This window comes from Campylobacter sp. CCUG 57310, assembly GCF_013201975.1.
Lineage (GTDB): Bacteria > Campylobacterota > Campylobacteria > Campylobacterales > Campylobacteraceae > Campylobacter_A > Campylobacter_A canis.
In genome coordinates, this window is sequence record NZ_CP053845.1 from 1,304,967 (window position 1) to 1,318,614 (window position 13,648).

Annotated in this window: 16 protein-coding genes; 4 read left to right on the top strand and 12 right to left on the bottom strand. The window is 37.9% G+C overall.

The genetic code is table 11. The features are described 5' to 3' along the window. Positions 1–71: 71 nt before the first annotated feature. Positions 72–284, top strand: a complete 213-nt coding sequence (locus CORI_RS06475) for a hypothetical protein (RefSeq protein ID WP_173031288.1) — start codon at positions 72–74, stop codon at positions 282–284. A 39-nt stretch (positions 285–323) separates the two neighbouring features. On the opposite strand, the gene CORI_RS06480 is transcribed toward CORI_RS06475, so the two are convergent. Together CORI_RS06480 and CORI_RS06485 are read right to left on the bottom strand one after the other, a co-directional pair. Continuing rightward, positions 324–722: an NfeD family protein gene (locus tag CORI_RS06480; RefSeq protein WP_173031289.1), complete on the bottom strand. Its 399-nt coding sequence runs from the start codon at positions 720–722 to the stop codon at positions 324–326. A gap of 9 nt (positions 723–731) precedes the next feature. Beyond that, a complete protein-coding gene (locus tag CORI_RS06485; protein WP_173031960.1) occupies positions 732–1,628 on the bottom strand; it encodes an SPFH domain-containing protein in 897 nt (298 codons plus the stop codon). Positions 1,629–1,764: 136 nt separating this feature from the next. Here CORI_RS06485 and CORI_RS06490 point away from each other — a divergent pair, with 136 nt between their 5' ends. From CORI_RS06490 to CORI_RS06500, 3 genes are all read left to right on the top strand, one after another. Beyond that, entirely contained in the window at positions 1,765–2,187 is a 423-nt protein-coding gene (locus tag CORI_RS06490; RefSeq protein ID WP_173031290.1) for a copper resistance protein NlpE N-terminal domain-containing protein, read from the top strand. Positions 2,188–2,314: 127 nt separating this feature from the next. Continuing rightward, the gene (locus CORI_RS10795; protein ID WP_301952195.1) at positions 2,315–3,304 is read left to right on the top strand and encodes a TonB N-terminal domain-containing protein; all 990 of its coding nucleotides are present in this window, start codon (positions 2,315–2,317) and stop codon (positions 3,302–3,304) included. A 2-nt stretch (positions 3,305–3,306) separates the two neighbouring features. After that, complete coding sequence (locus CORI_RS06500) at positions 3,307–4,509, top strand: MFS transporter (RefSeq protein WP_173031291.1); 1,203 nt, start codon at positions 3,307–3,309, stop codon at positions 4,507–4,509. A 103-nt stretch (positions 4,510–4,612) separates the two neighbouring features. On the opposite strand, the gene CORI_RS06505 is transcribed toward CORI_RS06500, so the two are convergent. The 10 genes from CORI_RS06505 to CORI_RS06550 all read right to left on the bottom strand — a co-directional run bounded on the left by CORI_RS06505 (position 4,613) and on the right by CORI_RS06550 (position 13,594). After that, entirely contained in the window at positions 4,613–6,307 is a 1,695-nt protein-coding gene (locus tag CORI_RS06505) for a methyl-accepting chemotaxis protein (RefSeq protein WP_173031292.1), read from the bottom strand. Between the two features lie 139 nt (positions 6,308–6,446). Continuing rightward, entirely contained in the window at positions 6,447–7,289 is an 843-nt protein-coding gene (locus tag CORI_RS06510; protein ID WP_254064897.1) for a protein-glutamate O-methyltransferase CheR, read from the bottom strand. Next, on the bottom strand, positions 7,279–7,845 hold the full coding sequence (locus CORI_RS06515) for a CheB methylesterase domain-containing protein (RefSeq protein ID WP_173031293.1): 567 nt from the start codon (positions 7,843–7,845) through the stop codon (positions 7,279–7,281). The genes CORI_RS06510 and CORI_RS06515 overlap by 11 nt, the downstream gene beginning before the upstream one ends. Before the next feature lie 66 nt (positions 7,846–7,911). Further along, positions 7,912–8,178, bottom strand: a complete 267-nt coding sequence (locus CORI_RS06520) for a FlhB-like flagellar biosynthesis protein (RefSeq protein WP_169942468.1) — start codon at positions 8,176–8,178, stop codon at positions 7,912–7,914. Between the two features lie 8 nt (positions 8,179–8,186). Beyond that, positions 8,187–9,848: a flagellar hook-length control protein FliK gene (locus tag CORI_RS06525; RefSeq protein ID WP_173031294.1), complete on the bottom strand. Its 1,662-nt coding sequence runs from the start codon at positions 9,846–9,848 to the stop codon at positions 8,187–8,189. A gap of 30 nt (positions 9,849–9,878) precedes the next feature. After that, on the bottom strand, positions 9,879–11,075 hold the full coding sequence (locus CORI_RS06530) for an MFS transporter (RefSeq protein ID WP_254064898.1): 1,197 nt from the start codon (positions 11,073–11,075) through the stop codon (positions 9,879–9,881). After that, complete coding sequence (locus CORI_RS06535; RefSeq protein ID WP_254064899.1) at positions 11,065–11,673, bottom strand: hypothetical protein; 609 nt, start codon at positions 11,671–11,673, stop codon at positions 11,065–11,067. Before CORI_RS06535 ends, CORI_RS06530 begins: the two co-directional genes overlap by 11 nt. Next, positions 11,673–11,957 carry an AtpZ/AtpI family protein gene (locus tag CORI_RS06540; RefSeq protein ID WP_173031295.1) on the bottom strand — a complete coding sequence of 95 codons (285 nt, stop codon included), beginning with the start codon at positions 11,955–11,957 and terminating at the stop codon, positions 11,673–11,675. The genes CORI_RS06535 and CORI_RS06540 overlap by 1 nt, the downstream gene beginning before the upstream one ends. Next, positions 11,950–13,233, bottom strand: coding sequence for a glutamate-1-semialdehyde 2,1-aminomutase (gene hemL, locus CORI_RS06545; protein WP_173031296.1), 1,284 nt, complete (start codon positions 13,231–13,233; stop codon positions 11,950–11,952). Before hemL ends, CORI_RS06540 begins: the two co-directional genes overlap by 8 nt. Continuing rightward, positions 13,223–13,594 (bottom strand): c-type cytochrome, encoded by a 372-nt coding sequence (locus CORI_RS06550; protein ID WP_169942476.1) that lies wholly within the window; start codon positions 13,592–13,594, stop codon positions 13,223–13,225. The genes hemL and CORI_RS06550 overlap by 11 nt, the downstream gene beginning before the upstream one ends. Positions 13,595–13,648 lie beyond the last annotated feature (54 nt).

Consider the following 13,648-nt stretch of genomic DNA (forward strand, 5'->3'; position numbering starts at 1 on the left):
TTTACGTATTTAAAATAATCTTTAATATGATAAAATAACTGCCCAATACCAAAATTTCAAAGGAGTTAATCATGAAAAAACTAGCTATCATAGCTACAATAACACTGCTTTTTGCAGGATGTGCACAAGACAAGCCAAAACCTACGGCAAACCAGATGCAAGATGGATGTCCGCATCATCAAATGCATCATAACGACGGCAAATCCTGTGGTCACTCTTGCGAGCAAGGCTGTGCTCATCATGGCGACCATGGACATCATCACGGTCATCACCACCACCATTAATATAAAATTTGAGTGCCCTAAAAGCACTCAAATTTCGCTTTAGTCGTTTTTTAGTATGACTTTATTTCCTTTTGTGCCGACTACTTGGACTTTCTGTCCATCTTTTAAATCACCGTCATAACTCCAAAGAGTACCTTTAAAATATACCATTCCTTCTTTTATCTCGCCCTCTCCGATCTCGTTTAAAAAGTCATCTTTTACCTCATCTTTTGAGCTATAAAACCTCTCTTTCATAGGCTTTTTAAGCAGGATTAAGAGCGCAACGGAGATAAGCGAGGCGAGTAAAATTTGAACATGCCACGAAAAATCTATAAAAAATCCTAAAATTCCGACAGCTAAAAATCCAAGGCCAAAAAATAGAAGAAAAAACGATCCCACAAGCAACTCTGCAACCACCAAAAGCATACCAAAAGCCAAAACAAGATACGGAGGTATCATCTCTACTCCTTATTTTGCTTTATTTGATATAAAATCCTTTAGAACGCTTAGCGAACCTATAAGTTCGGTAGCCTCATAAGGGACTAAAATTTTATCATTGGCACTGTTTTTAGCCAGCTCGTTAAATGCCGCGACTCTATCTCTAGCAAGCAAAAATTCAGCCGCATTTTTATTCTGAGCCATACTCTCGTTTATCATATCCATCGCGTCTTTTTGACCTTGGGCTATGGCGATTTGCTCGTATTTTTTCGCATCCGCCATTCTTTCGATAGCTTCAGCTTGAAGCACTTTTTCTTGTTTTAAAGCCTCTGCGTTGCGTATCAAAGCCTCTTTTTCAGCTTGAGCCTTAAGCTCGATAGCTCGCTTTTCACGCTCGGCTTTCATCTGCATATTCATAGCCGCTTCAATGCCGGCAGGAACCGAAATTTCAGAAATTTCAACGCGCATGATCTTTACGCCCCAGTTGCTGGCAGCATCGCCAAGAGCTACTTGAAGAGCCGAATTTAATCGGTCGCGAGAGCTTAACGTATCATCAAGATTCATAGCTCCTATCTCGCCGCGCAGGGTCGTCATAGCCAAATTTGCGATAGCTTTTTTATAGCTATCTACGTTATAAAGCGCCATTTTTCCGTCGGTTACTTTTAAAAATACGATTCCGTCAACGGATATATTGACGTTGTCTTTAGTGATAACTTGCTGCTTAAGTATATCCACAAGCTGTTCTCTTACCGTTATAACCGCGCGAATTTGATCTATAAAAGGTATGATAAGGTGAAATCCGCCATCTAAAATTTTATGAAATTTACCAAGCCTCTCGATAATCATAATATCAGATTGAGAGACGATTTTGATACCTGCTTTTAAAAACAAAAACGCTAAAACAGCTACCACGAGCCCAAACACCATAAATTCGCTATACATCTTAACTCCTTTTTGAAATTTATCAAATTATAACACATATACATTTAAAGGGCGGCAATACAAATTTATAAACAAATTTGTTATATAATTGCTAACTTTAATCAAGCTATAAAGGCAAAAAATGAAAAATTTTATATTTTTAGGCGTGGCTTTGATTTTATTTAGCGGTTGCGCCTCGCAAAATTTAAGCAAACAAGATTGTGATACCAAAGAAACTCTGCCAGCCTGTAGCGTTAGCGCCGACGTAGCGGGAGTGTATGAGGCTAGCATCTTATGTGCCGACTGCAAAGTGGCCGTTAGCACGCTAGAGCTTTTTAAAAACGGAAATTTTATGCTTGAAACTGTCATCCATAAAAAAAGCTCTCAAAGAACCCTTGAAAACGGAACATACACTATAAAAGGCACCGAAGTAACTCTAGTAAATCAATACAAAGAAAAGACGGTTTATAAATTTGACGGAAGAAATTTAACCAAGCTTGAAAACAAAGATAGCTTCATAAAAGAGGTTTTCGGACAAAATTTGATCTATAAACCTCTAAAGTAGGTTTTAAAACAAGATTGATTTACGATTTTAAAGCTTATAAATGCCTCTTTAAAGACTTGGTTTAATATCTTTTAATAATAAAAAGTTGTATAATCGTTTAAAATAATAACTTTAAGGAGGCTTTTTGATGAGAATTTACATAAATGCTTTACTGTCGATTTTAGTAGCCGTCATCTTCATAGGGTGTACTCCCAAAAGCGCTCCTGAGCCAATCGTAACGCCTGATATAAATACAACCCAAGAAGTAATCAAACCAAAGCCTAAGCCAAAACCAAAGCCTAAGCCAAAACCAAAGCCTGAAATAAAACAAGAAGAGGTCAAAAAAGAGCTTAGCCAACAAGATTACTATAATAAAATTTTCATCAAAAGAGACATATCGGCAAACTCTCAAAGTATAGTTTTTACACATTATAAAGACGAAACAAGAGTTGTTGTGTATTCAGATAGCCTAACCGATGAAGGCAGGCAAAAATGCAAATTTGACGAAGCGGTAAATTTCAAAGACGGAAAATTTTATTATGAAAAAGATGGAGTCAAAGCCGCATTTTCTCTTCTGATAGAAGATGGGATTTTAAGCGTTACGACTAGCGGTAAAAAAGTAAATTTATGCAAAAACGGCACCTTTCACGGTATATATAAAGAAAATAAAAAATCCAAAAACATAATCGCCAAATACTCATTTACAAAATTTAGCAAAGACGCCAAACTTGAAGACATCCTAAAAGAGTATCCACAAGATCGCATCAAAAAAGGTGCGGGGTATCCCGATAAAAAAGGCAACGAAACATTTGAATACTATGTGCTTGATTCTAAATTCGAGCCTCTGTTTTACATCATAACCGCAGCAGACGACAAGATACTTGAAATTCACGTCATATCACCGATTTACAAGACTCCGCAAGGACTATCCACGGCCTCTACGCTAAAAGATATCTTTAAGCAGCTTGAAGTGACAAAGATATCCTCAAAAGAGGATAAGATATTTATGGAGGTCAAAATACTTGGCGTGAAATTTGAATTTGACGGCTCAAATTTGATAGGCAAAAAACAACACAGCATAGATACTTTAAGCATTGACAGTCCAGTTTCTAAGATCATAGTGCTGTGGGATAAATAAGTTTGAATAAATTTATATCGCTTTTAAAGAGAGAGCGAATTTTTGCAAGGCTCTCTCTTATTCAACTCATTTGTTATTTTGGAGTTTGGTTTTCTCATACGGGAGTTTTTACGCTTCTTATAAAGCTTGACGCGCCTGTTTGGGCGATAACTCTAGCCGCAGCTACGGCGTTTTTACCCGGAGTCGTGCTAGCTCCTTTTAGCGGCGTTATCGTAGATAAATTCAACCCAAAACCTATGCTTGTATCTCTTATCGTGATTGAAGCGATAACTGTTTTTATCCTGATTTTTATCAACTCTCTTGATATGCTTTGGTTGCTTTTTATCATCATTTTTGTCCGATCGGCGGCAGGCGGGACATATTTTCAGGTCGAGATGAGTATGTTTCCTAAAATTTTAACCAAAGAGGATTTAAAGCTAGCTAACGAAATTCACGCTCTGATATTTTCTATCTCCTACACCTCGGGCATGGGACTTGCGGGAATTTATATACACTTTTTCGGGATTAAAAGCGCATTTTTGCTTGATTGCGCTCTATACGTATTTGCTCTATTTTTGCTTTTAAAGCTAGATATAAAAAATATGGCGAAAAACAAAGGCGAGAAGGCTTTGCATATGCTTAAAGAGGGGCTTGGCTACATAAAGCAAAATCCTCTTGTGATGCATCTAATTATCTTACACGGCATCGTAGGAGTTACTTCATATGATGCTCTTGTGGCGCTTTTAGCCGATTATCAATACAAAGAGCTGCTTTCAGCTTCGCTTGTAATAGGATTTATAAACGCGGCTAGATCCATCGCGCTTTTGATAGGTCCGATACTTCTTAGCAAATTTGTAAATACAAAGACCTTATTTTATATCTACATCGGTCACGGCATAGGCGTTTGCATATGGGGAATTTTGCAGTTTAACTTCTATCTTGGCTTTTTAGGGACGATGGCGGCAGGGTTTTTTACCTCAAGCCTTTGGAGCTATACCTTTACCCTGCTTCAACAGAAATGCGACGATAGATACTACGGACGAATTATCGCCTATAACGATATGGTTTATCTTGGCATAGGAGCGCTAACTTCAGCCGGCATAGGATTGCTATTTAAGCTAGGTCTTAAGCTATGGGGCATTACTATCATTATGGGGTGTATGTTTTTCCTAGGCGCTATCTACTGGAATGCGGTTTATAAGAGATATAGAAATTTGCTAGATTAAAAAAAGATAAATAAAATAAGACTTGCAACTCTAACTAAAGCACAAGTCTTAAAAATAGCTAAAAATCAGCAACTAAAGGCTAAAAATCAAAGCCTATTATGCTTCAGGTTCTAAATTCGGCTAATTTGTTATTAAGCGTGTCAGTCATTTTGTTTAAGTGTTCGGCGGCACTCGCTATTTCTTCTACGCTTCTTGCATTTTCGGTTGAAATTGAATTGATATTTGAAATTCCGCTCATTATTTCACTTACGCCTTCGCCCGTCTTGATATAATCCTCAGCTGTCTTATCAGACATTACTATAGCGTCACTCATTACTTCGCTCATTATATTTATAGTTTTTTCCACATCGTCTGCAACAATAGTAAGATCTTGTATCTGTTTTGAATTTATACCCATCTGTTCACTTGAATCAGATATAGCTTGAACTATCACGCTAATAGTTGCATTTATCTCAGTTAATGAGCTTTGTGTCCTCTCGGCTAGTTTTCTAACCTCATCGGCAACTACGGCAAACCCGCGTCCGTGCTCACCGGCTCTAGCAGCCTCTATAGCAGCATTAAGAGCAAGTAAATTTGTCTGATCGGCTATATCATTTATTACAACAAGTATGGACTTCACTTGCTCGGCATCTTTGCTGAGCCGTTCTATATTCATAGCCATTTCGCTCTCGGTTCTTGCAGAAGATTCTATTTGCGAACTAAGTTTTCTGATCGCATCATTCGCTGATTTTATATACTCGCTTGCTTTTTGAAGATCGTTTTTACTCTCTTTGGCTACTAAAACCGATGCTTGCATCATCTCTTGCATATTAGAGCATTTTTGGGTAGTATCGGCTACTATCAAAGTTGATTCCTCAACTCTTCTTCCTGTTTGCAAGGACGTGGAACTCAGTTCGTTTGCTACAGACGAATTTTCTGCAGATAGACCTTTGGCGTCACCTATAAGAATTCTTACTTTTTCTATAAAGCTATTTATCGCTTCACTTGCCTGAGCTATCTCGTCTTTGCCGTTTATAGCAAGCTTTCTTGTAAGATCTCCGTCTCCGCTTGAGAGATTTCTGGCTCTATTTATTAGACTATTTAAAGGATTAGTTATAGAAAATTTAGTATAAATCATCGCTAAAATTAAAGATATAACCATTATAACAGTTGAAGTTATAAAGAATTTTTTCATATTCTCATAAGAAGTTTTTTCCATATCATCATCTAACTCATTTACTCTAGCATAAGTGCCGTCAAGAGCGGTTCTTATGATAAATATCATATCCATGTCACCTACTTTTATTTTACGGCTATTTCCTATACTAGGAACTGCTTCCTTCTGATTTTGTGCTTTAAAGGAATATTCAACATATTCATCTTTTGTGCTAGTTTCTATAAATTTTTCTATGAATCTCATCCCGTTAGCATCAGTCACATCGAGTTTATTGGTATTATTCCAGTGAGGTAAAGTAGGATGAAGTATAAAGTTTCCTTTGTCGTCAATTATAAATATATATCCTTTGTTGTCTTCACCAAATCTTATCGATTTTACAAAGTTAATAACATTTCTCTTTATAGTCTCGCTAGACTCTCCTAAATCCTCATATTCTTTAATAATAGCACTAATAAAACCATTTACTATATCTATCTCTTCGTCTAAGGCTATCTTTTTTTCATTTACAATAGCTTTTAAAAATTCATGTTTAGAATACTCGATTGCTTTATCGTTCATACTATCATACAAATAAACTATTCCCGACAACAAAACAATAAATGACAAAACTATCATTATTGTTACTTTACTTGAAATTTTCACACCAAACTCCTTCTTGTAATACAAAAATATTTATCTATTATTTAAATAGCTCTTAAATAATTTGTAATTATAACTCTACTAAAATAAAGCAAAACTTATTTTTACTATTGTGTGTATAAATTTTTAATAAATAATAATCTTAAATTTTAACATAATATGACGAGCTTGTAACAATAACTTTTTTATAAAGCGAAGTATAAGGCACCAAATCCGCATGCCCGGTATAAAGCCTACCGTCATCATTTAGGATTTTATGAAATCTCTCGATAGTCTTTAGCTTATAATCCTCATCAAAATATATCATCATATTTCTTGAAAATATCACGTCAAATTTACCGAGCTTAAAGAGCGAATCGTCAAAGATATTTACCACGCTAAATTCGCTTCTTGGCAAAAGCTCTTTTTTAATCTTAAATCTATCATCAACCTTATCAAAATATATATTTTTTTGATTATCGTTTAGTCTATGAAGCGAGCGTTCGGAGTAAGTAGCTTCGCGGCATTTGTCAATCGCTTCTGAGTTTATATCTATGCCGACTATCGAAATTTCAGACAAATTTAGCAAATTCGAATTAGCTAAAATTCCAAGCGAATAGACCTCCTCTCCCGTTGAACAAGGTGCACAAAGTATGCGCGTAAATCCACGCTCTTTGGCATAATAAATCGCGGCTTGAAGCTGAGCTAACTCTCTATAAAAATAAGTTTCGTTGATAGTGATTAGATTTAGCACCTCTTGCCTTAAAACACGATCAACTATAATCCTTGTGCTTAAAAGCTCAAAAGTCTCGATCGAGTGAGCTTGAGCGAAATTTGCCACGCGTTGTTTTATAGTCTCTTTTTTACTCTCCAGATCAACACCGCAGATGCTTTTAATGTTTTGGATAAACTTATCAAGCCCTTTCATATCGCTAGGCAGAGGGGTTGCTTTAGACTCTTGCAAGTTATCCGAAGGCGAAACTTTCTTAAATTTATCAAAAAACACTCACAAACCTCTCTAGCTCCGCTCTTATCTCGCTGATAGAAAGCGATCTTAAATTTGAATTTATCTCTTTGGCCCGTTTTGGCATACCATATACTATCGCGCTTGCTTCGCTTTCGGCTATGCAAGTTGCGCCGGCTTTATATAGCTCATTTAGTCCTTTTGCACCGTCATCTCCGATACCCGTTAAGAGTATAGCCATCACATCGCAAAATTTACAAGCCTGCACGGCGGATTCAAAGAGCAAATTTACATTCGGATTATAAGTAGTCTCCTTGCCTTTTGCACAAACGGCTGCACTAAGCGGCTGGGTAGGCAAAATTTCAGAGTTCTTTTCGCATATATAAATTTTATTTTTTAGCTGCGTTTTGCCTTCAAGCTTTAACACATCGGCATTGCACTCTTTATCAAACTGAGTTATAAAACTCGGTATAAACATAAGGCTCATGTGCTGAGCTATGACTACACTTGCGCTGCCGATATCTAAATTTTGAAAAAGCTTTTTAAGGTGTCCGGGACCTCCCGTAGACGCTCCTATCAATACTAACTTCTGTTTCACTTTCCGCCAACTTAATTTTTAATTTTGCGCATTATATCTTAAAAACGCAATATATTTAAATTTAATTTATTTTTTATTCGTCATCTTATATAAAAAGCTAAAAATTTCAGCCACCGCCTTATACAAATTCGGCGGAATCTCCTCATTTATATCAACTTTGCTTAAAAGCTCGACAAGATCGGCGTCCTCTTTAATAGGTATATCATGCTCTTTGGCTAAATTTATAATGTTTTTAGCCACTTCCCCGGAGCCGCTTGCAAGCACTTTTGGAGCGTTATCTTTGGCTTTATTATAACCAAGAGCGACAGCTTTTTTTGTTTTTATCTTAGCCAAACAAGCTCCTAAATTTTCTTATCAAAGCCCATATCAAGCCCGTCAAATCCCGTATAAGCGGAATTTGCCAAAAGCTTTGGCAACGTTTTTAGACTAAAATTTGATACTATCAGACCCTGATCGCTTATAGACTTTTTAAGCTCTTTCGTGCCGCTTAAAATCAACTCTTTAAACTCATCTTTTTGCGTAGCTATTGATATATCAAGATATTTGTTTTCGCTTAATCCTACCATGATATTTATGGCGCCGAATTTTTGAAAATTTAGATCGATTTGCGCGTAATGTTTTTGCTTTTTGCCGCGTTTAAAGGATATATTTCCTCCATCAACTCCGTCCCAGACATAAGGAAGATAGGTTTGAAGTCCGCCGGCTACGCTTGAGACGAGTTGATTTATCTCGATTTGCGCAAGCAGTTTTGAGCTTAGTTGATTGATTTGAGAGTTTGGTTCGCTTTTGTTTTGGATATTTAAAAGCGTGCTTTTTACATCGTTTTGAAGCGTTTTTATAGCATCTTCTGTAATCTTTGGCTTTATTAGTTCGATATCTTTTTGGGCTAAATTTTGTTGCTTAAAGAGGTTTGAAATTTCATCAAGTCCGCTCTTAGCGTCAAATCCCGCCTTATCGGCCAGCATTAGAGCTTGATTTAGCCTTTTAGCAACGGTTTTTAGCATATCTTGAAGGCTTAAATTTTCGCTTGCGTTTGAACGATTTAAAATTTGCTCTCCGAAGGAATTTATCAAATTTGACTGCTTTAGGGTGCCTTCGACGGACTTTTCAAGCTCGTTTACGGCGCTTAAAAGCTCTTTTAAATTTGAGCTATAAATTTTGCTTTGGGCTAACTTTTCACCCGCCATATTTGGGAGTTTTTCTTTTAAATTTATTAAAATTTCAGAGATTTTTAAAAGCTTAGTTTTTACACCCTCTTCGCTTAAAGCAAGTCCTTTTTGATTCATTAAATTCGCCTGCTTATCTAAAAATTTAGCCATATTTTCAAGCTTAGAGCTTTGCGTCAGCAGATGCTTTATATTTGAAGAATTAAGAATTTCTTTATTTTGCGCTTTAGCACTGTTTAAAATTTCAGAAAGTTTATTAAAGCTTGCGTTTGTGCTTAAAGTATCGTCCTTTGCAAGAGTTAAAATTTCATTTAAAAGCTTTGGATTAGAAAGATTTTTTATATCTCCTAATAGCTTATTTATAGAGCTTGGAAGCGTGTTTTTATTTACAAGGAGATCTTTTAAATTTGCTTCAAGCATGACGCCTGAGCTTTTTATCTGCTCGTTAAACAAAGAGCCCTTAAGCTCGCTAATAGGCTTTAAAAACGCTTTTAGCTTCTGCGCAAGCCCTTTTAGTTCCGGATTTTGCTCGGCTAGAGCTATAAGATTTTTAAGATCTTTAGCCAAATTCGGTGACACTTGCAGGCTCTTGGCCTGATTTGTGATCTCTGCCAGTTTTGCTTCGCTAGGATTTGATTTTAGCTCGTTCAACAAGCGATTTACAAGTCTATCAAGATCTTGCAAGCCCTTTTCAACAATTACTTCGCTTTGAGTTTGATTTGAAGGGCTTGGCTGATTTTTAAAAAGCGAGCCGACACCCTTTGTGTCACTATTTTTATTAAGGGGTCTGTTTTCTACCCCTGCGCCTTTTGTGATTAAATTTTTAGTTACTTCCATACCGATAAATCGCCGAAATTCGATTTTATTTTAGCTGTTTGCCATAGTGCCTGGACTATGCTCAAAGCTTTTGCGATATTTTTCAGGAACCGTTTTTTGAGTAAGGGCAAATAGTATCAAAAGCGTTAAAAGCACGACATAAACCCACATAAACCCGCTAGCTCCGTAAAAACTCATAACCACACCCATAATAACAGGCGAAAACAGCGAGCCGATAGAGTAGCTAAAAAGTATCGCGCGCCCTACTTCGATCGATTTTGATTTATGCACGAGCATATCGTTTGCTCTGGCAAGCGCAAGAGCATATAGACAAAACACGCCCGAGCCCAAGAAAAACGACAATGCGTATTGTAAATTTATACTTAAATCAAATTTCACAAAAATAATCGCAGCCGCAAGAGAGACAAGGCAGCATCCGATGATAACGGGTCTTCTACCGAATTTATCTGAAATTCCCCCTATGATACCGTGCGCGATAAATCCTCCCGCCATCGCAATCGTCATAAAAAACGACACCTCTTTAGGACTAAATCCTTGAAGCAAGATATAAACGCTAGCCATGGAAAAAAACCCATTTACAAGCACTCCCGCTACTATGCTCGTGATCAAGGCAAGCGGCACGAGAGCGAAAATTTTAGGTATGCTTATGTTTTTACGCTCAGGTATCGGAGGCTCTTTTATGCGAACTAAATTTAAAGGTATGCTTGATATCAGGATAAAAGCCGCACTTATCAAAAAAATCTCCGAAGAGCTAAGATCAAGACTGAGCACCAAAATACCAAGCCCGAAACAGACGTAAAATACGATCTCGTAAAAGGCTATCACGCGCGAGCGAACTTCGTTTCTCGCTCTTTCGTTAAGCCAGCTTTCAACTATCATCAAGATAGAGTAATAGCAAAATCCAAGACAGCCCCGCAGTAGCGACCAAAAGTATAAATTTGAGCTTAGCTCATGAAACATCGCGGCAATGCCAAAAAGCGATGAAAATATCGCAAAACTTCTGATATGACCTACTTTTGAAACAATCTTGTGCGACATTATGGTACTAAGCATGGCTCCTATGAAAAACGCGGCTATTACAAGACCTGTCGCAAGCTCGCCTGCGCCCATTCTTTTAAGCTCTATACCCGCCGAACTTATCACAAGACCGTTTCCGATAAACAAAAACGAAATGCCGACAAACAGCGGCCCCATCGTCTTTATCGTCCTTTTACTACTAATCGCCACGAACAATCACTCCATACACCAAAGCTCCCACGGGCATAACCGCAAGAGCAAGCAAAAATGCCGTCATATCAAAAACTTCGTTTCTGTTTAACGCCAAAAATCCGACCACCAAAAACGCATAAGCCATGAGTCTAAACGGCACAAATGCGGTTTGCAAATTCTCAAATTTTATATTTTTTTTAGCAAGTCGCTTTTCTCTTTTTAAAAGCTCTTTTGCGCTTAAATTTTCTAAATTTTCCTCTTTTTTATCAGTCTGAGGATGCTTGTGAGAAGCCAAATTTGAGCCTTCATCAACCTCGCTGTTTTGATTTGCCCTAAATTCTTTCGCCTTAGCTTCAAATTTAGCTTTTAAGTCATCTTGCGAACTCTCGCCCCAAATTTCATCTTCATCATCGTCTTGCAAGGTAAGCCTAGCCTCTTCCACCTTTGAAAGGACGAGATTTTTATAGCTTCTAAAACTTGCCAGCAGTATTAAAATCGAGCCAAAAAATGCAACTTGCGAACTAAAAAACCAGCTTTTACCCATAAAAAACGAGCTTATCAAAAGCAAAATTTCAAATCCGCCATAAACGATAAAAAGCCTTTTATCAATGAGCACTACTCATCTTCCTCGTCGTCTTTATCGCTCTTTGCGGGCTTAAATTTACTCTCATCTTTTAACTCTTCAAAGCTCTTCATCTGCTTATCATAGGCTTTTTTTACATTTAAAACAGCAGCTGCGATACCAAGAGCAAATCCCGCAAAAAGCGCCCAAGTCCAGCCTGTTTCTTTCATTACCCAAAATCCAAGTCCTGCTCCTATTGCAAGCGCTACAACTATGGAAATTCCAAGGCTTAACTGCTCGGCCCCCTTTACAATCTCGCCTATTTTTAGTTTAGCCATTTTTTATCTCTTTAAAGGCCTCATTAGCCATATCTACGGCAAATTTGATCTCATCTTCGCTCATCACCGAGCAGATAAATCCCGTCTCAAACTGACTAGGAGCAAGATAAACGCCGCGATTTAGCATAGCTCTGTGAAATTTGGCATACATTTTCGTATCGCTCTTTAGCGCGTCGTCGTAGTTTTTAACCTCGTCTTTTGCAAAGAAAAAGCCAAACATAGAGCCGCTAGTACAAATTTGCAGATCTATGCCGTTTTTATCGGCAGCCTCTTTAAAGCCCTCAACAAGCATCTTGGCAAGTAAGCCGAGCCTATCATAGAGCTTTTCGTCTTTGTAAATTTTGCTAATCGAAGCGATACCTGCAGCCATAGCAACAGGATTTCCGCTTAGCGTGCCCGCTTGATAAACGGCGCCCTCAGGGCTTAAGCAGTCCATTATCTCGGCCTTCCCGCCAAATGCAGCCGCACTCATTCCTCCGCCTATAACTTTACCGAAAGTTACCATATCGGCTTTTATTTTATTAAATTCAAACGATCCGTGCTTGCTTGCTCTAAAGCCGCTCATCACCTCATCAAAGATAAGCACCGCCTTATACTCATCACAAAGTGCCCTAAGCCCTTTTAAAAACTCATTGCAAGCAGGCACAAGACCCATATTTCCGGCTATCGGCTCGATTATCACCGCTCCTATTTGCGCACCGCTTTTAAATATCGCTTCAACGCTTGCAAGGTCGTTATATTTTGCCAAGTAAGTATTTTTTACCACATCCTCAGGAACTCCCGAGCTTGAAGCGTTTCCATAAGTGGTAGCGCCGCTTCCCGCCTTAACCAAAAGCGCATCGCTATGACCGTGATAGCAACCTTCAAATTTGATGAGACCATCTTTTTTACTGTATCCTCTTGCAACTCTTATTGCGCTCATCGTAGCTTCCGTGCCTGAGCTTACGAAACGAATTTTTTCTACATTTTCAAACTCATCGCAAATAAGCTTAGCAAGTTTCGTTTCAAGCTCACAAGGCGCGCCAAAGCTAAGCCCTCTTTTAGCCGTTTCTATAACCGCATTTTCTATATCCTTATCACAGTGTCCAAATATAAGCGGTCCCCAGCTTTGAATAAAGTCAAGATAGCGATTTCCCTCTACATCCACAAGATAAGCGCCCTTGCCGTAACTTACCATAAATGGCTCGCCGCCAACGCTGCCGAATGCTCGAACGGGCGAATTTACGCCACCTGGAATATAGCTCTTTGCCTCTTTGAAAGCCTCTTTATTTGTCATCTTTTTTGTCCTTATCATCATTGAAATTTTTTACGTATTCGTATAATAAAAGCGTCTCTTCATCTGTTAAAAAATAGCTTGGCATAACGTCTTTTGGGCGCTTTAAAGCTTCGCTAAATTTCCAAAAATCAAGGTTGTTGATACGAGGAGCTTTTAGTTCTGCATCAACCATTTCATTTTTCTTTTTGTCAAAGTGCTTAAATTTAGCTATGAGCGCACCTTCGCCTTTTTTGCCGTGGCACTTATCGCATCCTATGCCGCGCGGGTTTGAGTAAAGCATCTTGGCGTATTCGTTTTTGGTTATAAAATCGCTTGCAAAAACGCAGTTAAAAAGCAAGATCGGCAGAATAAATTTTCTCATACGCCCTTTTCGTTTTTTGTAAAATTTAATATAAAATTAGCTATGATACAATCT

Coding starts and splice junctions, on each gene's coding strand:
- CORI_RS06480 (WP_173031289.1), bottom strand. CDS start 722: ATGATACCTCCGTATCTTGTTTTGGCTTTTGGTATGCTTTTGGTGGTT.
- CORI_RS06485 (WP_173031960.1), bottom strand. CDS start 1,628: ATGGTGTTTGGGCTCGTGGTAGCTGTTTTAGCGTTTTTGTTTTTAAAA.
- CORI_RS06490 (WP_173031290.1), top strand. CDS start 1,765: ATGAAAAATTTTATATTTTTAGGCGTGGCTTTGATTTTATTTAGCGGT.
- CORI_RS06540 (WP_173031295.1), bottom strand. CDS start 11,957: ATGGCTAAACTAAAAATAGGCGAGATTGTAAAGGGGGCCGAGCAGTTA.
- CORI_RS06525 (WP_173031294.1), bottom strand. CDS start 9,848: ATGGAAGTAACTAAAAATTTAATCACAAAAGGCGCAGGGGTAGAAAAC.
- CORI_RS06475 (WP_173031288.1), top strand. CDS start 72: ATGAAAAAACTAGCTATCATAGCTACAATAACACTGCTTTTTGCAGGA.
- CORI_RS10795 (WP_301952195.1), top strand. CDS start 2,315: ATGAGAATTTACATAAATGCTTTACTGTCGATTTTAGTAGCCGTCATC.
- hemL (WP_173031296.1), bottom strand. CDS start 13,233: ATGACAAATAAAGAGGCTTTCAAAGAGGCAAAGAGCTATATTCCAGGT.
- CORI_RS06550 (WP_169942476.1), bottom strand. CDS start 13,594: ATGAGAAAATTTATTCTGCCGATCTTGCTTTTTAACTGCGTTTTTGCA.